The 18554-nt window shown below is 68.1% G+C and carries 20 protein-coding genes; 9 read left to right on the top strand and 11 right to left on the bottom strand.

Features of this window, described 5'->3' with window-relative positions:
- Window positions 1–71 precede the first annotated feature (71 nt).
- The 4 genes from ACIBG5_RS08515 to ACIBG5_RS08500 all read right to left on the bottom strand — a co-directional run bounded on the left by ACIBG5_RS08515 (window position 72) and on the right by ACIBG5_RS08500 (window position 4396).
- Window positions 72–950: a carbohydrate ABC transporter permease gene (locus tag ACIBG5_RS08515; protein WP_396390900.1), complete on the bottom strand. Its 879-nt coding sequence runs from the start codon at window positions 948–950 to the stop codon at window positions 72–74.
- A gap of 16 nt (window positions 951–966) precedes the next feature.
- Window positions 967–1905, bottom strand: a complete 939-nt coding sequence (locus tag ACIBG5_RS08510; RefSeq protein ID WP_396390899.1) for a carbohydrate ABC transporter permease — start codon at window positions 1903–1905, stop codon at window positions 967–969.
- Complete coding sequence (locus tag ACIBG5_RS08505) at window positions 1902–3176, bottom strand: extracellular solute-binding protein (RefSeq protein WP_396390898.1); 1275 nt, start codon at window positions 3174–3176, stop codon at window positions 1902–1904. The genes ACIBG5_RS08510 and ACIBG5_RS08505 overlap by 4 nt, the downstream gene beginning before the upstream one ends.
- 149 nt (window positions 3177–3325) lie before the next feature.
- Window positions 3326–4396, bottom strand: coding sequence for a substrate-binding domain-containing protein (locus tag ACIBG5_RS08500; protein ID WP_396390896.1), 1071 nt, complete (start codon window positions 4394–4396; stop codon window positions 3326–3328).
- A 100-nt stretch (window positions 4397–4496) separates the two neighbouring features.
- On the opposite strand from ACIBG5_RS08500, the gene ACIBG5_RS08495 reads away from it, so the two are divergent.
- From ACIBG5_RS08495 to ACIBG5_RS08480, 4 genes are all read left to right on the top strand, one after another.
- Window positions 4497–5123 carry a DUF624 domain-containing protein gene (locus ACIBG5_RS08495; protein WP_396390895.1) on the top strand — a complete coding sequence of 209 codons (627 nt, stop codon included), beginning with the start codon at window positions 4497–4499 and terminating at the stop codon, window positions 5121–5123.
- 60 nt (window positions 5124–5183) lie between these two features.
- Entirely contained in the window at window positions 5184–6671 is a 1488-nt protein-coding gene (locus tag ACIBG5_RS08490; protein WP_396390894.1) for a DHA2 family efflux MFS transporter permease subunit, read from the top strand.
- A gap of 183 nt (window positions 6672–6854) precedes the next feature.
- On the top strand, window positions 6855–9380 hold the full coding sequence (locus tag ACIBG5_RS08485) for a Tex family protein (RefSeq protein ID WP_396390893.1): 2526 nt from the start codon (window positions 6855–6857) through the stop codon (window positions 9378–9380).
- A gap of 217 nt (window positions 9381–9597) precedes the next feature.
- Window positions 9598–9840 carry a hypothetical protein gene (locus tag ACIBG5_RS08480; RefSeq protein ID WP_396390892.1) on the top strand — a complete coding sequence of 81 codons (243 nt, stop codon included), beginning with the start codon at window positions 9598–9600 and terminating at the stop codon, window positions 9838–9840.
- A 106-nt stretch (window positions 9841–9946) separates the two neighbouring features.
- On the opposite strand, the gene ACIBG5_RS08475 is transcribed toward ACIBG5_RS08480, so the two are convergent.
- Complete coding sequence (locus ACIBG5_RS08475) at window positions 9947–10183, bottom strand: heavy-metal-associated domain-containing protein (protein ID WP_396390891.1); 237 nt, start codon at window positions 10181–10183, stop codon at window positions 9947–9949.
- Window positions 10180–10560: a nuclear transport factor 2 family protein gene (locus ACIBG5_RS08470; protein ID WP_396390890.1), complete on the bottom strand. Its 381-nt coding sequence runs from the start codon at window positions 10558–10560 to the stop codon at window positions 10180–10182. Before ACIBG5_RS08470 ends, ACIBG5_RS08475 begins: the two co-directional genes overlap by 4 nt.
- A gap of 37 nt (window positions 10561–10597) precedes the next feature.
- Here ACIBG5_RS08470 and ACIBG5_RS08465 point away from each other — a divergent pair, with 37 nt between their 5' ends.
- On the top strand, window positions 10598–11173 hold the full coding sequence (locus tag ACIBG5_RS08465; protein ID WP_396390889.1) for a TetR/AcrR family transcriptional regulator: 576 nt from the start codon (window positions 10598–10600) through the stop codon (window positions 11171–11173).
- A 228-nt stretch (window positions 11174–11401) separates the two neighbouring features.
- On the opposite strand, the gene ACIBG5_RS08460 is transcribed toward ACIBG5_RS08465, so the two are convergent.
- A complete protein-coding gene (locus ACIBG5_RS08460; RefSeq protein ID WP_396390888.1) occupies window positions 11402–12175 on the bottom strand; it encodes a GNAT family N-acetyltransferase in 774 nt (257 codons plus the stop codon).
- A gap of 9 nt (window positions 12176–12184) precedes the next feature.
- Window positions 12185–12625, bottom strand: coding sequence for a helix-turn-helix domain-containing protein (locus ACIBG5_RS08455; RefSeq protein ID WP_396390887.1), 441 nt, complete (start codon window positions 12623–12625; stop codon window positions 12185–12187).
- An 82-nt stretch (window positions 12626–12707) separates the two neighbouring features.
- Between ACIBG5_RS08455 and ACIBG5_RS08450 the strand changes: the two genes are divergently transcribed.
- From ACIBG5_RS08450 to ACIBG5_RS08440, 3 genes are all read left to right on the top strand, one after another.
- Entirely contained in the window at window positions 12708–13910 is a 1203-nt protein-coding gene (locus tag ACIBG5_RS08450; RefSeq protein WP_396390886.1) for an MFS transporter, read from the top strand.
- Between the two features lie 299 nt (window positions 13911–14209).
- The gene (locus tag ACIBG5_RS08445) at window positions 14210–14404 is read left to right on the top strand and encodes a hypothetical protein (protein ID WP_131365786.1); all 195 of its coding nucleotides are present in this window, start codon (window positions 14210–14212) and stop codon (window positions 14402–14404) included.
- Complete coding sequence (locus tag ACIBG5_RS08440) at window positions 14401–14715, top strand: hypothetical protein (protein ID WP_360436835.1); 315 nt, start codon at window positions 14401–14403, stop codon at window positions 14713–14715. Before ACIBG5_RS08445 ends, ACIBG5_RS08440 begins: the two co-directional genes overlap by 4 nt.
- A gap of 155 nt (window positions 14716–14870) precedes the next feature.
- On the opposite strand, the gene ACIBG5_RS08435 is transcribed toward ACIBG5_RS08440, so the two are convergent.
- Together ACIBG5_RS08435 and ACIBG5_RS08430 are read right to left on the bottom strand one after the other, a co-directional pair.
- The gene (locus ACIBG5_RS08435; protein ID WP_396390884.1) at window positions 14871–15623 is read right to left on the bottom strand and encodes a hypothetical protein; all 753 of its coding nucleotides are present in this window, start codon (window positions 15621–15623) and stop codon (window positions 14871–14873) included.
- A 417-nt stretch (window positions 15624–16040) separates the two neighbouring features.
- The gene (locus ACIBG5_RS08430; protein ID WP_396390883.1) at window positions 16041–16841 is read right to left on the bottom strand and encodes a methyltransferase domain-containing protein; all 801 of its coding nucleotides are present in this window, start codon (window positions 16839–16841) and stop codon (window positions 16041–16043) included.
- Between the two features lie 95 nt (window positions 16842–16936).
- Here ACIBG5_RS08430 and ACIBG5_RS08425 point away from each other — a divergent pair, with 95 nt between their 5' ends.
- Complete coding sequence (locus tag ACIBG5_RS08425) at window positions 16937–17794, top strand: aminoglycoside phosphotransferase family protein (protein WP_396390882.1); 858 nt, start codon at window positions 16937–16939, stop codon at window positions 17792–17794.
- Here ACIBG5_RS08425 and ACIBG5_RS08420 read toward each other — a convergent pair.
- Window positions 17738–18532: a phytanoyl-CoA dioxygenase family protein gene (locus tag ACIBG5_RS08420; protein WP_396390881.1), complete on the bottom strand. Its 795-nt coding sequence runs from the start codon at window positions 18530–18532 to the stop codon at window positions 17738–17740. The two genes, ACIBG5_RS08425 and ACIBG5_RS08420, sit on opposite strands and share 57 nt — an antisense overlap.
- Window positions 18533–18554: the final 22 nt, after the last annotated feature.

The raw sequence follows: 18554 nt of genomic DNA, 5'->3' as shown, positions 1-18554 counted from the left end.
CCGCATGTGTTGGGGGGCCTCGCAGGTGCTCACCCGGGGCGGGGTGAGCACCTGTTCGAGGACCAGGGCTGCTAGCCCTTGATGCCAACGTTCGCCATTCCTTCGACGAACCGCTTCTGGGCGAAGACGAACAGCACGATCATCGGCAGCGTCGCGAGCGCCGTACCCGCCATCAGGTACGGCCACTGGATCTCGGCCGGGTTCTGCGAGAAGATCGCCAGCCCCAGTTGCAGCGGGCGCATCGTGTCCGACGTGGTGATCATCAGCGGCCAGAGGAACCCGTTCCAGGCCGCCTCGATCTGGAACACGCAGATCGTGATCAGGGCCGGCTTGATCAGCGGCGTCATGATCCGCCAGAAGATGCCGAACTCACCGAGCCCGTCCACCCGGGCCGCCTGGGCCAGTTCGTCCGGCAGCGAGACGTAGAACTGCCGGGCCAGGAAGGTGAACAGCGGCGCCGCGCCGAGCGGGATGATCAGGCCCCACCACGAGTTCAGCCAGCCGATGCCGCCCTGGCCGAGGATGTTGTTCCCGCCGAACAGCGGGATCGACTTCACGATCAGGAACAGCGGCACCAGGATGATCTGGAACGGCACCAGCAGCAGCAGGATGAAGTAGTTCAGCAGCATCTTGCCGCCGCGCAGCGGCATCTTGGCCAGCGCGTAGCCGGCCGTCGTACACACCGCGAGGGTGAAGGCGGTCTCGCCGACCGCGATGAACAGGCTGTTGCGGAAGTAGCGCAGGAACGGCGCGGTCTGCATCGCCTCGGTGAAGTTGCGCCAGCGCAGCTCTTTGGGCAGCCAGCTGAACGTGGCGATCTCCAGATTGTTCTTGAACGCGGTCAGCAGCATCCAGACGAATGGCGTGATCATCAGGATCGCGCCGACCAGCAGCACGACGTACAGCAGGATCCGGCCGGGCCGGAACGCCGACGGCTTGCGGGAATCCACTGCCGGCAACGTAACGCTAGTCATTGGCATCCGCCCTCTGGATCAGGCGCCCGACGCTGATGAAGGCCGCGATCACGAGCATCATGATCACGGTCTCGGCGGACGCGTAGCCGAGTTTCAGGTCCTGGAACGCGTTCTGATAGATGTCCATCACCAATACCCGGGTCTCCGAACCCGGACCGCCCTGCGTCATCACGTAGACCAGGTCGAACACCTGGAACGTGCCGACGATCGAGGTGATCAGCACGAAGAACTGCACCGGACCGATCGCCGGCCAGGTCACGTTGGCGAACTTCTGCCAGCGGTTGGCGCCGTCCAGCTCGGCCGACTCGAGCAGGTCGCGGGAGACGCCCTGCAGCGCGGCCAGGTAGATGATCACCTTGGTCCCGAGGCCCTGCCAGATGCCGACCACCATCAGTGACGGCAGCGCGGTCGCCGGGTCGGCCAGCCAGCGGTTCGGCGCGAACCCGAACAGACTGAGGAACCCGTTCGCCAGCCCGGAGCCGGGGTTGTAGATCCACAGCCAGATCGTGGCCACCGCGACCGTCGCGGTCACGGTCGGGATGTAGAACGCGGTCCGGAAGAACCCGAGTCCCTTCATCTTCTGGTTCAGCCCGATCGCCACCGCGAGCGAGATCGCCATCGAGATCGGGATCACCACGATCGCGTACAGGACCGTGTGCCACAGCGACGCCTGGAAGTCGACGTCGCGGAACAGTTCGGAGTAGTTGCCGAAACCGACCCAGGACCAGGTATCACCGAAGCTGTAGTCGGTCAGACTCAGCACCAGTACGGCGACGACCGGGATGACGATGAAGATGCTGGAGTGGAGCAGGGCCGGGGTCAGCAGGGCCCAGCCGGTCCGGACCTGACTGCGGAGCAGCGTGCCGCTGTCCTTGGCCGGAGCTACCTTGCGCGGGGTGTCCAGTGCTGGACGTTCAAGTGTTGTGCTCATCGGGACTGTCCTGCCAGGTCGGCCAGCGCCTTGGCGGGATCCTTCTGTCCGAGGACCGCCTGGGTGAGCTGGATGTCGAAGTTGCCGCGCATCTCGAGCCAGTTGGACGGCACCTCGTTCTCGTTGACGGCGTACTGCAGGCCGTCGGCGACGAACTGGCTCAACGGGTTCGATTTCGCCTGCGGCGAGTTGCTCGCGTCCGGGTAGGCCGGGATCTTCTTGTTCAGCTTGGCCAGCGCGTCCAGCGTGTCCTTCTTGGTCAGGGTCTGGATGAAGGTCCAGGCCGCGTCCTTGTGCCGCGCGCGTGATCCGATCGACGCCAGGTCGCCACCGACGTACTCGATCTCCTTGCCGCTGTTGAAACGGAAGAACTTCAGGTCGTCGCAGTTCTTCTGGCCGATGCCCTTGTCCGAGCAGTCGACGCCGCCGTTGACGATCCCCATCGCGGCCTCACCGGTGAGCACGAGGGGTTGCTGGGCGGCGTTCGCCTGGCCGTACGGCTGGACGTTGTTGATCATCGACTTGATCCACAACAAGGTGTCCAGGCCCGCCTTGTTGTTGAAGTTCGGTTCGCCGCCCACGTAGAGCGGCGTACCGGTGGAGGCCAGGAAGGTGGTGAACGACTGCCGGAAGCCGGTGGCCGACGCGAGGTCGAAGCCGCTGCGGGTGATGTTCCCGTTCTTGTCCCGCTTGGTCAGCTTCTCGGCCGCGGTCTTGATGTCGGCCAGCGAGGTCGGCGGCTTGTCCGGGTCCAGGCCGGCTTCACGGAACGCACTCTTGCGCAACGCGACCGCGCGGGTGTCGGCGATCAACGGAAAGGCGTACAGCTTGTTGTCGTACGTCGCCGCCGGGATCAGCGCCCCGAGGCTCTTCTGCTTGATCACGTCCGGGGTCACGCCGTACTTGCCGAGATCCTCGAAGATCCGCTTCGACGCGAACGGCTGGACCCAGCCGACGCCGGTGACCATCACGTCGTACGGGATGCCGGCCGCGATCGAGGTGGACAGCTTCTCGTTCAGATTCTTGTACGTCGCGAAGTCCGGCTCGACCTTCATCTTCGGATAGGCCTGGTGGAAATCGTCGACGACCTTCTGGAACTCCTCCCGGCCCTTGGTACTGGGCGGGAAGGACGGAAGCAGTATCCGCAGGGTGCCGGTGGCCTCGGCCGGAGGGACCCCGTCCGTGCTCTTGTCGATCACCCCGTTGCCACAACTGCTGACCACGACGCTGAGCGCCGCCGCCAGCAAGGTCAGTCCCACACCACGTCTCACAGGGGAACTCCTTCGCTGCCGAACCTGTTTCGGGCGGGTCCGGGGGGCCGGGCCAGCACCAGGTGCAGCGAAAGTATGGGAAAGGGCTTTCCTCGTCAATACCTTGACGCTCGAATGATCACATTCGATCAAATCCGGAACCGGACCGATCAGTGCAGGGCCGGTTGGAGCGCTCCACAGGAGGATCGGATCCGCAGTTCCGGGAGCAGGCTGAGGTGCTGGACCGCGGCCGGACGGGGCGCGCCGGCCTCGAGGCGGCGGAGCAGCAGCTCGCAGGCGGTGCCGCCGAGGATGAACTTGGCCGGGCTGACAGCGGTCAGCGGTACGACGGCCAGCGCGGCGGTCACGTCGTTGTACGCGATCACGGCCAGATCCTCCGGAACCCGCAGCCCGAGCTCCATCGCCCGCTCGACCAGCCGCGCGGCGTGCTCGTCGGAGTGGATCAGGACCGCGCGGGTGCCGAACGACTCGCACTCGGCCAGGAACGCGTCGAGCTGCGCGAGCGTGGCCGCATCCTTCCCCTCCATCGGCAGGTCGACCGGCGACAGGAACAGCTCGACCCCGAGCGTCGACGCGGCCGCCTCGATCCCACGCCGCAGCCAGTACGCCGTCACCGTCGCCTGCAGGTTGACCGCGATCCGCCGGTGCCCGAGGGCCGCGAAGTGACGCAGCGCCAGCATCGCGCCGTACTCGTGGTCGGTCCGGACGTAGTCGTACTCGCGCGCCACCTGCGGGAATCCGAACGCCCGCTCCATCAGCACCAGCGGTACTTCGATGTCGTCCAGGCGCGAGCCGACCTTGTCGGCGTCCGCGTCGCCGAGCGCAGTGCTGAGCAGCAGACCGGTCACCCCGACCCCCAGCACTTTGTCGATCCGCTCCTGCTCGATCGTCGCGTCGTAGCTCGACACCCCGAGCACCAGGCGGGCGCCATGCCGGTCCGCCATCGCCTGGGCGCCGCGGATCACGTCGGAGTAGTACGTCGCCGCACTCGGTACGACGATCCCGATCGTGGGCCGGCCGCCGGCGGTGTGGTCGGCCGAGGTGATGCCGAGAGCGCCGCCGTGGACCCGGCGGAGGAGTCCGGCCGAATCCAGTTCGGCGAGATCCCGGCGTACTGTGATCGCGGAAACGCCGAGCTCGGCGACCAGCTCGGCCACCCGGAGCCGGCCGTGCCGGTGCAGGCCCCGCAGGATCAGCTCGTGGCGCTCCGGTGCAAGCATGCGGTCCCCTGTGCTGTGGCCCAGTCTGGCGCAGTATGTGGCGCGTGATTGTTCGTGATCATACGATCAGGCACGCTCACACGGAACGAGGAGGCAATCGGTGGAAGGCGCCGGCCGGACCAGCACTGTGCTGTCCAAGCTGTCGATCATCGGCGACCTGCTGATGCTGCAGCTGGTCTTCCTGGTGCTCTCGTTCGGCATTGTCACGCTGTTCCCGGCGGCGTTCGCGCTGCAGCGGGTGCTGCCGGACGCGATCAGTCAGGACCGGCCGTCGCTGCTGCGGCGGTTCTTCAAGGAGTTCGGCTGGGCGTTCCGGCGGTTCTGGCTGACCGGGCTCGGGCTCTACCTCGGCGGGCTGCTGCTCGCCTTCGGGATCGCGTTCTGGGCGTACTCCGGCGGCGGGGCGCGGGTCTTCGCCCTCGCGGTGCTGATCCCGCTCACCGGGATGATCCTCGGGCTCTACCTGAGCGCGCTCGCGCTGCTGCCCGAGGCGGACGACGACACGACCATGAAGACGCTCTTCCGGTCGGCGAACCTCTTCCTGCTCCGCCGCTCACTCCCGGTGGCCGGCGGCGTGATCGTCCTGCTCACCTGGTTCGCGCTCGCCTCCCAGCTCCCGACGCTGCTGGTGGTCGGTTCCGGCCTGGTTCCGGCCCTGGTCGGGTACTGGTTGTCCCGGGTTGGTCACACGGGCTCGAAAAAAGATTCTGGGGACGTGTCAATCTGAGCCCTCCTGGTCCGACGTAAGGGTGTAAAGGCCCTCACAAGGACTCAAGGAGACCCCAAGATGTACGCGACGACCGAAACCCTGGCGACTTCGCCGGCCGCGCAGGGCGGCCGCTCGCGCTGGCTGGCCCTCTACACGCTGTGCGCGGGCATGTTGATGATCGTGCTCGACGTCACCGTGGTGAACGTGGCCCTGCCGGCCATCCAGGACGACCTCGGCTTCACCAGTTCCTCGCTGGCGTGGGTGGTGAACGCCTACCTGATCGCATTCGGCGGCCTGCTCCTGCTGGCCGGCCGGCTCGGCGACCTGCTCGGCCGCCGCAACATCTTCACCGCCGGCCTGGTCATCTTCACCGCCGCCTCGGTGCTGTGCGGACTGGCCCAGTCCCAGGAGGTGCTCGTCATCGCCCGGTTCGTCCAGGGTGTCGGCGGCGCACTGACCTCCGCGGTGATCCTGGGCATGATCGTGACCCTGTTCCCCGAGCCGCGGGACCAGGCCAAGGCGATCGGCGTCTACGCCTTCGTCGCGTCGGCCGGTGGCTCGATCGGTCTGCTGGCCGGTGGGGTGCTGACCCAGGCGATCAACTGGCACTGGATCTTCTTCGTCAACCTGCCGATCGGCGCGCTGACCGCCGTACTGGCCGTCAAGCTGATCGACAAGGACAAGGGCCTCGGCCTGGGCCGCGGCACCGACGTACCGGGCGCCGTCCTGATCACTGCCGCGCTGATGGTCGGCGTGTTCACCATCGTCAAGCCGGCCGCCGAGCTGGGCTGGACCGCACCGCGGACCGTCGTACTGGGCCTGGTGACGCTGACCCTGCTGGCCGCTTTCATCGTCCGTGAGGCGACCGCCGCGAACCCGCTGGTGCCGCTGCGGATCTTCCGCTCCCGCAACCTGACCGGTGCGAACCTGGTCCAGGCGCTGTCCAGCTCGGGCATGTTCGGCATCTTCTTCCTCGGCTCGCTCTACCTGCAGCGGGTGCTCGGGTACTCCGCTCTGGAGATCGGACTGGCGTTCCTGCCGGCCACTGTGGTGATGGGGCTGCTGTCGGTGAGGTACTCCGAGAAGCTGGTCATGCGATTCGGCCCCCGTCGTCCGCTGATCGCCGGACTGACGCTGATCGTGGTCGGACTGCTGCTCTTCACGCAGGCTCCGGTCGGTGGCAACTACTTCGTCCACGTGCTGCCGGTGCTGGTGCTGCTGGGCCTGGGTGGCGGCGTCTGCTTCCCGGCTCTGATGGGGCTGTCGATGGCTGACGTGAAGCCTGAGGACGCGGGGCTGGCCTCCGGTCTGATCGGTACCACCGCCGAGGTTGGCGCCGCCCTGGGCCTGGCCGTCCTGGCCACGCTGTCCGCAACCCGCACCGAGGCGGTCGCTTCGACCAAGCCGGCGCTGGAGGCCCTGACCGACGGCTACCACCTGTCGTTCGCCATCGCTGCCGCGATCGTCGCCGCTGCCGTGGCCATCGCCTACACGCTGATGCGCCCCGCCAAGCAGGCCGAGGAGACCGAGACCGAGACTGACGACCTGGTCCTCGACGCCGCCTGACAACGTACGCCGAACTCCCCGCGACCACCCCGGTCGCGGGGAGTTCGGCGTACTGGGGTCCCGGGGCTTGTCCACAGGGGGTGGGACGGGGGTTTCGGGGTGGGGGGTGGGATGGGGAAGGATATGGGCCGACGGGGCGGTGGATGCTCGTCGGTCAGTTGATCGGTAGAGGGGAATCGGACAGTGGTCGTGCAGTCGGTGGAGCAGCGGATCGCCGGGGAACTGGAGGTCGGCGAGAACCAGGTGCGGGCAGCGGTGACGCTGCTGGACGAAGGGTCGACGGTCCCGTTCATCGCGCGGTACCGCAAAGAGGTCACCGGGATGCTCGACGACGCGCAGTTGCGCACGATCGAGGAACGCCTGCGCTACCTGCGTGAGCTGGAGGAACGCCGCCAGACGGTGCTCGAGTCGATCGAGAGCCAGGGCAAGCTCGACGACGCGCTGAAGGCGTCGATCCTCGCGGCCGACACCAAGTCCCGGCTCGAGGACATCTACCTGCCGTTCAAGCCGAAGCGGCGGACCAAGGCGATGATCGCCCGGGAGAACGGCCTCGAGCCGCTCGCCGACGGGCTGATGGCCGACCCGGACGTCGAGCCGTTCGCCGCGGCCGCCGTGTTCGTCAACGCGGAGGTCCCGGACCCGCAGGCGGCGCTGGACGGTGCCCGCGCGATCCTGGTCGAGCGGTTCGCCGAGGACGCCGACCTGATCGGCGAGCTGCGTGAGCGGCTGTGGACGCAGGGCCGGCTCGCGTCGGCGGTGCGCGAGGGCAAGGAGACCGACGGCGCGAAGTTCTCGGACTACTTCGACTTCGACGAGCCGTTCACGAAGATGCCGTCACACCGGATCCTCGCGATGTTCCGCGGCGAGAAGGAAGACGTACTGACGCTGACGGTCGAGCCGCTGCCCGCCGGTGTCGAGGCCGACGGCCCGACCGAGTACGAGACCACCGTCGCCCGCAAGGTCGGCGTGGAGAACCAGGGCCGCCCGGCCGACAAATGGCTGGTCGAGACGGTCCGCTGGGCCTGGCGGACGAAGATCCTGGTCCACCTCGGCATCGACCTGCGGATGCGCCTGCGGCAGCTCGCCGAGGACGAGGCGATCCGGGTGTTCGCGGCCAACCTGCGTGACCTGCTCCTGGCCGCTCCGGCCGGCACCCGCGCGACGATGGGCCTGGACCCGGGCTTCCGGACCGGCGTGAAGGTCGCCGTCGTCGACGCCACCGGCAAGGTGGTCAACACCGGCGTCATCTACCCGCACGTCCCGCAGAACCAGTGGGACAAGTCGATCGCCACGCTGGCCGCGCTGGCCGCCGCGCACAACGTCGATCTGATTGCCATCGGCAACGGTACGGCGTCGCGCGAGACGGACAAGCTGGCCGCGGAGCTGATCACCAAGCACCCCGAGCTCAAGCTCACCAAGGCGGTTGTGTCCGAGGCCGGCGCATCGGTGTACTCGGCGTCGGCGTTCGCCTCCCAGGAACTGCCCGGGATGGACGTGTCGCTGCGCGGCGCGGTCTCGATCGCGCGCCGGCTGCAGGACCCGCTGGCCGAGTTGGTGAAGATCGATCCGAAGTCGATCGGCGTCGGGCAGTACCAGCACGACCTGGCCGAGAACTCGCTGTCCCGTTCGCTCGACGCGGTGGTCGAGGACTGTGTGAACGCGGTCGGTGTCGACCTCAACACCGCGTCGGCGCCGCTGCTCACCCGCGTCTCCGGCATCACCCAGGGGCTGGCCGACAACATCGTCCTGCATCGCGATCAGAACGGGCCGTTCACGTCCCGGACGGCGCTGAAGGAGGTGCCGCGGCTCGGGCCGAAGGCGTTCGAGCAGGCGGCCGGATTCCTCCGGATCCCCGACGGCGACGACCCGCTGGACGCGTCCAGCGTGCACCCCGAGGCCTACCCCGTCGTACGGCGGATCCTGGACGCGACCGGGGCGGACGTGAAGTCGCTGATCGGGTCGTCGGAGTTGAAGCGGCTGAAGGCGGCGGACTTCGTCGACGACATGTTCGGGCTGCCGACGGTGACGGACATCCTGGCCGAGCTGGAGAAGCCCGGGCGGGATCCGCGGCCGGCGTTCAAGACCGCGGTCTTCGCCGAGGGCGTCGACAAGATCGCCGACCTGAAGCCGGGGATGCGGCTGGAGGGCCAGGTCACCAACGTGGCCGCGTTCGGTGCGTTCATCGACATCGGCGTACACCAGGACGGGCTCGCCCATGTGTCCGCGCTGTCGAAGAACTACGTCAAGGACCCGCGCGAGGTGGTCAAGCCCGGCGACATCGTCACGGTCAAGGTCCTCGAGGTCGACATTCCCCGCAAGCGGATCTCGCTAACGCTCCGCCTCGACGACGAGGTCGGCAGCGGCCCCCGCACGTCCGGCGGCCAGGGCAACCGCGGCGCCGGCGCCAACCAGGGCAACCGCGGTCAAGGTGGACGCGGGCCTGGCGGCCAGGGCGGCGGACGCGGGGCGGGTGGCGGTCAGGGCGGACGCGGGCCCGGCGGTCAGGGCGGACGCGGGCCTGGCGGTCAGGGCGACGGTCAGGGCGGACGCGGGGCCGGCGGTCAGGGCGGCGGACGCGGACAGGGTGGACGTGGTCAGGGCGACCGGAACAGGGGCGGTCAGGACCGCGGCGGCTCCAAGGCCGACACCCCGATGGACGAGACGTCCCTCGCCGATGCGTTCCGCAAGGCGGGCTTCACCGTCCGCTGAGCTCCCGATGCCGAGGGGTGGCGACCGGTTCCGACGTACCAGCTGAACCTACGAGGAGAGCTGATGCGCGAACTGGTCGTCACCCAGAACATCACAGTGGACGGCGTGGTGGAGGCGGGCGACGCAGATGATCAACCGTCGTACGGAGTGATCACAGCCTTTTCACGAGAACCGAAAGGTCGGTGCCGTCGGCCCCTTTCTGCTTAGGGTCGATGACATGACCAGAGCCAAGAGAAGACTGATCATGACCGGACTGGCCGCGGTTGCAGCAGCCGGCTTCTTCGTGAGCGCTCCGCTGACCGCATCCGCTGGACCGACCAACGAGACCTTCAGTACCTACGACAGGTGCGAGGCACGTGCGGCAGAGATCCGCGACGGCTCCACCGGCGCCTGGTGCGAGTTCGAGGCCAGCGGCTGGCCGCCTCGCTACTACTGGCGGCTGTACATCAGCGGCGCCTGATCCGCGCCCACAAGCTAGGTTGCTCACTGGCAGGTTTGCCCACTGGCGGGTTGTTTGCCCGCTGACCGGCTATATGCCGCTAGTGACCACACAACCCGCCAGCGGATCAGCAGGCGCGGGCCTCCCTGGGACCGCGAGCGTCGGCGAGCTCGTAGCCGGCCGCCTCTATCGCAGTTCGGATGGCGGCCGGCTGGAGGGCCTGATCGCTGGTGATCGTGACGGTCTCCGTCGGCAGATCGACCAGTACGGAAACCACACCAGGCAACGTCTTCAGCTCGTCGGTCACGAAGTTCACACAGTGACCGCAGCTCATCCCCAGCACCCGGAATTCCTGCGTGCTCATCGAGCTGTCACGTCCCGGGTCGCTTGCGTCGTACGGCGCATCCGGCCGTCGGGTGCGAGTTCCCCGAACAGGTAGACCTCGGTCGAGATCGTCCGGCCCTGTCGCAGCTGGGCATGGATCGTGAACCGCGCCGCCAGCCGGTCAGCGGTCCGGATCGCCTCGTGGACGTCGTACTCCCAGGTCAGCAGGTTCTTCCGGATCGGGCGCAGGTGCGCGACCAGCCGCTGCCGGTCCAGCGTGACACCGTCGGCGGTCTGCTCCACGTCGGGCGTGTAGTAACGATCCACCGCCGCCTCGGCGTCACCGCCCGCCACGACCTCGCGCGTGAACGAGTCGAAGAAGTCCGCGACGAACTCTCGTGCGCTTAACTCTGACATGCTGTCAAAGATAATCGCATCCACTAACCTTGACAAGGTGTCAAACAAAGAGCCGGTACGACGCAGGCGCCGCGCGGACGCGGATCGGAGCCGGACCGCGATCCTGACGGCCGCCATCACGCTGCTGGACCAGCGGCCCGACGCGGGGATGGAAGCCGTCGCTTCGACCGCCGGCGTCACCCGGCAGACCGTCTACGCCCACTTCGCGTCCCGCGACGTCCTGCTCGACGCCGTCATCGACGAACTCACCCGGGAGACGATGGCGGCGATCGACGCTCTCGATCTCGGCCACGGACCGGCACTGGACACGCTGCTCGACCTGATCGACCTCGGCTGGCGGAGCTTCGAGAAACATCCGTTGCTCCTTCACCTACCGCAGTCCGCCGGCCAGGACGAGCGCCACGATCCGGTCGTGGAACGGCTCGAACGGCTGATCCGCCGCGGTCAGCGCGCCGGCGAGATCACCCGCGACCTGCCGCTCAACTGGCTGGTCGCGGCATTGATCGCCCTCGGCCACACGGCGGGTGAGGCAGTAGCCACCAACCGGCTGCCGGCCCGGAAAGCCACCGCCGCCCTCCGAGCCAGCGCCGTACGCCTCCTGCAGCCAGGCTGAGGTCGTCAGTTGTGGACGGTTTTCAGCACCGCGCCCGCCTTGTCGTACTCCGTGAGCGTGTACTTGCCGGTGCCGTGCGGGTCCGGGTCGAACCACGACAGTGCGTACCAGCCGTCCTTGACCGTGATCTCATGGAAGTTGCGGCTGCCTGCCGGTGCGATCCGGATCCGCGCGATGTTCGAGGCCTCCTCAGTACGGAGCCGGGGTCCACCGAGGTTGCATCGTGGATCAGCGGAGATCGGCGAGGTGGCCGCCGGGGTCGCCGAGGTGGACGGCGGTGGCCCTGGGCGTGAAGCCGAGGCGGCGGTAGATGCGGTCCGAGCCGTCGTCGCCGGGGGTGAGCCAAGCGAGAGTGGCGCCGCCCAACTCGAAGGACTGCCGAGTCGCGTACGCCGTCACGATCGCGCCGAGACCCCGGCGGCGATGACTGTGGATCGTGCTGACACCGGCGATCTCGGTGACGCCGTCCGAGACTGCGCCCCAGGATGCACTCGCCACGGGAACACCGTCGACGCGCAGCAGGATCCACCCACCGCCCGCAGGATCGGGCTCGAAGGCGACCGCGGCGTCCTCGGACTCGTAGGCCTCGACGGAGACGGCGTTCGCCTCAGCCTGCTCCTCCTCGGAGCTCACCACGGACACGACGACGTCCGGAAGGTCAGGTTCCAGAAGACCGGCCGGCTCCACGGCCAGCAGTGGAGGCCGCGAGGCGATCGTCATGCCGTTGGCCTCGAGTACGTCGGCCAGGCCGGGACTGGCCTCGTCGATCAACTCAGCGCTCAGCCACCGCCCCTCGGCCGCGAACGCCCTGCGAATGATCGCCAGCGCTTCCGGTACGGCGTCCTGATCGAACGGCTCACCGGGTTCGGTGGCGACCATTCCCGACAGGTACCAGGTGTCGTCGTCGTGCAGCAGTCCGGTCAACGGTCCCGCGACGATCTGCCGCCGCGATGCCGCCCGACCCGCCAACTGCGCCCGCGCGATCCGCGCCCCAATGTCCATGATCGGACCCTACGGTGCGCGCGTCGCACTGGACCCGGTTTCGGCGAGCAGCAGAAGATCCAGCAGCCGGCCGAGATCGGCATCCACCGGCGCGCGACCCAGCGCGCCGGCCAACGCGTCGAGAGTCCGGATCACGTCGGCCCGAACGGCGGGCCGGGATCGGGACTGAGCGGCGGCAAGGGTGTTGATGACCTGCGCGGATCGATCAGACCCGCTCAGCAACCCGGCGCCGATCGAGGGCGGCTCTGCCACCGGTTCGTCGGCGATGCCGACCTCGAGCCGAGCACCCAGAGCGGTGGCCAGCCGGTCCAGAGCAGCGACCGTCGGATTGCCGCGACCGTTCTCCAGGTTGGCGATGTACGGCACGGACAGACCGGCGTCGACGGCGACCGACGCGATCGTGCGGCCGGCCGCCTTGCGACGCTCGCGGAGGACTTCACCCAGTTCCACACCCGCCACTCTATTCCCAGAAGACATATTCTGAGAAAACACTCTTGCTCGAATCTATCTTCACAAGATAGCGTCTCGCTCCATGAAGACTCTGGGGAACCGTGACTTCCGCCGGCTGTGGATCAGCGGCGGCGTGTCCGGCATCGGCTCGTGGTTGCTGATCGTCGCCATCCCGTTCTACGTGTTCGACCTGACCGGCTCCACGGTCGCGACCGGCCTCGCGCTCGCCCTGGAGGCACTCCCCGCGCTGGTCCTCGGGCCGTGGGCAGGGGCGTTGCTCGACCGCTGGGATCTCACCCGCGCGATGTGGATCGCGGATCTGGTCAGCGCCGCCGCGGTCGCGCTGATTCTGTTCGCCGACACGGATCGCCTCTGGCCGATCTACCTGGCGATCCTCGCCGAGAATGTCGCGACGATGGTGTTCCGCCCGGCCTCGCGGGCTTTGCTTCCCGCCGTCGTCGGCACCGGCGACGAACTCGCGGCGGCCAACGCGCTGAATGCCTTCACAGGCAGTGCGATCCGCCTGGCCGCCCCACCGCTCGGCGCCCTTCTCCTCGCCGGGCCCGGCATCAAGTTCGTCCTGGTCGTCGACATCGCCAGCTACCTGATCTCCGCTGCAGTCATCGCGACGGTCCGCACCCATCGCCACGCGACCACCCCAAGCACCAGCGACAGCCCGCTCGCCGGTTTCCAGTACGTCGCCCGCAACCGAGTACTGCGCGGGATCCTGCTCGGCCAGACGATCTTCCTCACCGCGAACGCCGGCCTGACCGCCCTGCTCGTCCCGTTCACCGTCGATCGCCTGCACGCACCCGGCTATGTGCTCGGCTATCTGATCTCGGGGCTCGGCGCCGGCTATCTACTCGGCGCGGCCTTGAGCACCAGAGTCCAGACCTGGTTGAGCATCCGCGACGTCCTCGCCGTCACCCAGTTCGCGACCGCCGCCGCCTTCTTCGCTCTCTTCAACGCCCCGAACATCCCTTGGGCGATCGCCGCCGCCGTACTGATCGGCCTCCCGGGCAGCGTGCTGCTGATCACCGCGCAGACCGCGATCCAGCGCACCGCACCACCGGCCATGCTCGGCCGCATCGGCGCACTCTTCTTCGCGGCGGACTCCTTGGCTCTGCTCGTCGGCGCACTCGCCGCTCCGGCGGTGACACTGCTCCTCGATCTCCCGCTGACCCTCAATCTACTGGCGGCGTTCGCGGTCCTCGCGGCACCGCTGACGCTGGTCGCCGTACCGGGTCATCCGGCACATTTCACCCGGACGCATACCGGTGCGTAAGCGGGTGGTCGCAAACGGTCAGCAGGACATCCAACAATTCGACCGGCCTCGAAAAGTGAGAGCTGCCAAATCGTTATCGGCACATTCCTGCAACCATTCTTGACAGCCATTCCAACCCGCTCGGAGAGCCCTTCCCGACGGCTCTGACCAGCGAATTCGAAGGTTTCCCTACTCTGCGTTAGGTGTCTGTAAAGGTCCCTTCGAAACTGTTCCGAAGGACACGCGCGGTGAGGTGTTCTTTACTCAGCAGCGGACAAAGCCGTCCGCGGCCACCGATCGACTCACCACAGGGAACGAAGATGACCGAGACGCTCGAATCCCCCGCCTCGCACCGCCGGGTGCGGGTCTGGTTCGGCGCTCACCCGATCGCGGACCACACGGCCGCGGTGGAGCAGGCAGCGCAGTACGAGGAAGCAATGCGGCGGCGGTTCGCGTCCCTGAGGGTGACGAGCGAGCCGGTGCTGGTGGACAGTACGGCGGAGCCGGGACGATGACGACCCGGCCGACGCTTCTCGGGTACGTCCGGGCCGACGCGCTCAGTTGCGCGGAGGAGCTGGCCGCGGCGACGGATTCACTCGTCGCCTTCGCCAGTGCCGAGGGATACACCCTCGGGACGGTCTACACCGAGCGCGACGCGGCCGAGTCCACCGCCTTCCACGCACTGCTCGAAGAGGTGAAGCGGTCCGGCGTCCACGCGGTCGTCGTACCGACGATGAACCACCTCGGCACGGTCGGCACTCCGGCGGCGACGCAGCAACACCTCGAGTTCCACCAGGCACATGTCTGGGCGGCCGACTCGAGATAACTCCACACAGGCAAGCGGAGCTGACGTCTTGACCCCTGCATCGGCGTCGGTTCCGCTCTCCACCTCCACAGCTGCACCGGGAATGCCCGGGCGGTAGTGGACCACCAAGGCCCCACCGGCTGCTACCGGTGGGGCCTTGTCGATGGTCGGCCCGATCAGGCGACGATCGTGTAGCCGTAGCGCTTCATCAGGTCGGCGACGGCCGGGTAGAAGGTCGCGGTGGGATGGATCTTGAAGTGCTGCTGCACCTTGGTCATCACCTGCCGGAAGTGCAGGTGCCACGGCACACCCGGCGCGGGAACGGTCTCGTGCTTGCTGATCGCGCCGACCTTCGGGTGCGCCGCCCAGGCCATCACCCGGGCCCGGTCGGCAGCCCACACACCAGTCATCACGTCGTGCGTCCGCGCGTACGCCATCGCCGCGAGCGAGATGGTCGAGTCGGGCTTCGGCTGCGCCGGCGGGTGTGCCTTCAGGTAGAGCTCCCAGGTCATCCCGTAGTACCCGGGCGGGCCGTCGTCCTTGCCGCGATTCGCCAGTCCGTTGCGCTTGCGGCGGTACTCCGCGACCTGGTGCGCCGCGCCACGGGACAGATCCTTGTCGCCGACCGCGATCCCGTGCACGTGGTACGGCCAGTTGCCCTGCGCCGGCGTCCGCAGCCAGGCCGCGAACCCGACCTGCCGCATCGCCTTCACCACCGCGACCCGCTGCGCGGCGCTCTTCGACGCCACGTCGATGTCGATCGCACCGCCACCGTCGTGCGTCCCGGCCGAGGCCTCGACGCCGCCCTTGTTGTACGACCCCTGCAGGATGGCGAACTTCGAGTGGTACAGCTTCTCCGCGGCCTCGACCATCGCCACGGTCCGCTTGTTCAACTGCTTGCCGCGCCAGACGATCCTTGCCTCAGGCATCGTCTTCCTCACTGGCCGGGCCGAGGATCAGGTCCGCGTCCTCCGCGGCCCCGAGCGCCTCGAGCCGATCCAGGTCGGCCTCGCTCAACTCGTCGTCGAAGAGCTCTGACATGGTGCTGTGTCCTTCCCCCGGACGTTCCGCGACCGGGCGGCGCGCGGAATTCGCCGTACAGCGTAGGCGGCGGTGGGGTCGGTTCTTGCGGCCGAAGGTTTGAAGAACGTCAAGTTTCGGCACCGGCCGCGCGCCTCGACGTGTGCGTACGCGGAGATGGGGTACCTGTAGGGGGTCCCGCGGTTCGGTCAGCGCCATTCGGGCATGGGTGGAGTTCACCGAGCCGCGAGTTCTCCCACTGAGGGGCGGGAGAACGACCGGCCCCGGCGGGCGTGCTCCCAGGCGCGCCCGCCGAGTCGGAGCTCTCAGAGAGCCGACGCGACCAACAGGTAGCGGTTCAGGCTGAAGAAGTAGCCCGCGCCGAGCGAGCGCAGGTCATCGGCCCATGCCTGGGCCTCCTCGGCCGTGACCTCACCATGACCGGGGACGAAGTCGCCGACGATGTCGATCAGGCCGGAACTGTAGGTGTGCTGGTCGTACCCCGCGTTCAGGATCGGCACCACCTGCCGGTGGGTGACGGTGAAACCGGACTTGGCCAGTACGCCGGCCAGCGTCCGGGGCAGATGCGGATCCGCGAGATGGTCCTCGAACGCCGTCAGCACCCGGCCCATCCGGACGTCGTCGGTCGACCGCCACACCACCGAACCCCAGTCCGTGTCCAGCAGTACGACGCGACCCGCGGGACGCAGCACCCGGCGTACCTCGTCCAAGGCGCTCGGGACGTCGTCGATGTACTCGAAGACCTGGGTGGAGACGACCACATCGAAGCTTTCCGAGGCGTGCGGGATCCGGTCCGCGGACGCCAGTTCGAGTTCGATACCCGGCCCGCCGGGCACCTCGGCACGAGCACTGGCGATCGCGAGCATGCTGTCGCTGATGTCGATCCCGCAGATCCGCCCACTCGGCCCGACCTCGGCCGCCATCTCCTCGGCCAGGAGCCCCGGCCCGACGCCGACGTCCAGCACCCGATCTCCCGGCCGCAGGGCCAGCGCGGTCCGCACCACCCGTCGCTGCTCGATCACGTCCGGAGTCGTGTACATCGTCTCCATCTGCCGCGACACTTCAGGATCGAACTGCAAACCGTTCACGCCGGTCTCTCCGCCCATACCTTCATCATCAACCGCGACCTGCCATCGCGGGGAGACTCCACGCGGTACGTAATTCGGACGCGCACGAGTCGAGATCGCACTACCTTGGCCGGGTGATCGACGTACCCGAGGGATTCCGGCGGATGCCGCGGTGGTGGAGTGACGGCTCGGCCTGGCTGGACGGCCTGGCTCAGGCGGTCGACCAGCAGACCGAGCGGTGGGGCTTGGAGGTCGACGGAGACGTCGCGTACGGGTCGAACGCGTTGGTCGTGCCGGTGACGCGAGGCGGCGAGGAGTTCGTACTGCGGATGAACCCGCCCGGACCCGAGGTCGAGGAGCAGACGCGGGCGCTGCGGTGGTGGGACGGGCGCGGGATGGTCATGCTGTACGACGCCGACCTCGAGGCCGGTGCGATGCTGCTGGAGCGGCTGTCGACGCCGTTGACGACCCGGCCGGTGGCGGAATCGGTCGCTGTACTGGGGCGACTGATGCGACGGCTGGCGGTGCCCGCGCCGGACGATGCGCCGTCGACCGCGGAGATCGTCGCTCGGCGGGCGAGTCAGCTCGAGCCGGAGTGGGACCGGCTCGGTCGGCCGTTCGACGTCAACATTCTGCGGCAGGCGCTGGACGTGGCGCCGAAGCTGGCGGAGACGACGTCCGAGCTCGCTGTGAACGGGGATCTGCATTCGGACCAGGTGCTCGCAGGCAGGCGCGAGCCGTGGCTGACGGTCGACCCGGTGTTGCTCCGCGGCGACATCGAGTACGACCTCGCGCGGGTGCTGTGGACGCGGCTCGACGAGATGGCCGACATCGTTCCGTACTTCGACACGGCGGTCGGCGAGGCCGGCCTGGAGCGCGACCGGGCTCGTGACTGGGTCGTCTTCCGCGCGGTCGACTACTGGCTCTGGGGGCTGTCAGTCGGTCTGACCGAGGACCCCGTTCGCTGCGCCCGCCTGGTCGCCGCGTTCTGACCGCCAGATGAACCGGCTGCGCATCATCCGCGGAGTGTCGTTCGCGTTGGTGGCGATCGAGTGCAGGATCCACGGGTGGGTGATGTAGACGTCGCCCGCGCGGCCGGTGAGCTCGACGACGCGCACCGGCAGACCGTCCAGATCGGCCTCGACCGTCGGATCGGTCGAGCGATCGGCGCTGGTGAGGTCGCGGAACCACGGATCGGATCGCAGGACCTGGTCGCGGATCGTCGTGAAGTCCCGCTCCGACGTCGTGGTCAGGTGCCGCGCGATGACCCGGTGGGAGCCTGCCACCTGCGGGGTGCCGCCGCCACCGGGCTCGAGATCGGTGAGCAGGGCCCAGATCTTCACCGCCGCCAGGTCGTCCGGCGGCAACTCGAACCCGAGGTCGGTGTGCCACTGGCGATGCGGGACTGACCAGGGTTCGCCTGTCGGCATGGTGACGAGCACCTGGCCCTGATGCGGCGGCACGGTCCACTCACCGAGCAAGGTGTCGAGCGCCGACCGCAGCGGCGGACCGAGGATCGCATTCGCCACCGGGTTGGTCTTGGTGTTCTTCAGCTTGGTCGGCCGCAGGTTCGTCCAAGTGGAACGATCGTCGCGCTCCATCCCGTGCCGGGTCCGCAGTTCGCTCCACAGAACGCCGCGCATCCGATCGGCATCATCGGCCGAGAACGCGGACGGGACCTTCACGATCCCGTCCCGTTCGAAGACCTCCAGCTCCAGGGCGTCGAGCATCCCCCATGCTCCGCCCGACCAC

The sequence above is a fragment of the Kribbella sp. NPDC050241 genome, from assembly GCF_044459685.1.
GTDB lineage: Bacteria > Actinomycetota > Actinomycetes > Propionibacteriales > Kribbellaceae > Kribbella.
The sequence above is the reverse complement of the archived record's forward strand: the minus strand, read 5'-3'. Positions and strand labels throughout refer to the sequence as shown.

Bases quoted from the DNA above. Each gene is read 5' to 3' on its own strand.
- ACIBG5_RS08475 (WP_396390891.1), bottom strand. From the start codon at position 10,183: ATGAGCACGCAGGAATTCCGGGTGCTGGGGATGAGCTGCGGTCACTGT.
- ACIBG5_RS08445 (WP_131365786.1), top strand. From the start codon at position 14,210: ATGACCGAGACGCTCGAATCCCCCGCCTCGCACCGCCGGGTGCGGGTC.
- ACIBG5_RS08490 (WP_396390894.1), top strand. From the start codon at position 5,184: ATGTACGCGACGACCGAAACCCTGGCGACTTCGCCGGCCGCGCAGGGC.
- ACIBG5_RS08450 (WP_396390886.1), top strand. From the start codon at position 12,708: ATGAAGACTCTGGGGAACCGTGACTTCCGCCGGCTGTGGATCAGCGGC.
- ACIBG5_RS08430 (WP_396390883.1), bottom strand. From the start codon at position 16,841: ATGGGCGGAGAGACCGGCGTGAACGGTTTGCAGTTCGATCCTGAAGTG.
- ACIBG5_RS08470 (WP_396390890.1), bottom strand. From the start codon at position 10,560: ATGTCAGAGTTAAGCGCACGAGAGTTCGTCGCGGACTTCTTCGACTCG.
- ACIBG5_RS08420 (WP_396390881.1), bottom strand. From the start codon at position 18,532: ATGCTCGACGCCCTGGAGCTGGAGGTCTTCGAACGGGACGGGATCGTG.
- ACIBG5_RS08440 (WP_360436835.1), top strand. From the start codon at position 14,401: ATGACGACCCGGCCGACGCTTCTCGGGTACGTCCGGGCCGACGCGCTC.
- ACIBG5_RS08500 (WP_396390896.1), bottom strand. From the start codon at position 4,396: ATGCTTGCACCGGAGCGCCACGAGCTGATCCTGCGGGGCCTGCACCGG.
- ACIBG5_RS08480 (WP_396390892.1), top strand. From the start codon at position 9,598: ATGACCAGAGCCAAGAGAAGACTGATCATGACCGGACTGGCCGCGGTT.
- ACIBG5_RS08460 (WP_396390888.1), bottom strand. From the start codon at position 12,175: ATGGACATTGGGGCGCGGATCGCGCGGGCGCAGTTGGCGGGTCGGGCG.
- ACIBG5_RS08510 (WP_396390899.1), bottom strand. From the start codon at position 1,905: ATGAGCACAACACTTGAACGTCCAGCACTGGACACCCCGCGCAAGGTA.
- ACIBG5_RS08435 (WP_396390884.1), bottom strand. From the start codon at position 15,623: ATGCCTGAGGCAAGGATCGTCTGGCGCGGCAAGCAGTTGAACAAGCGG.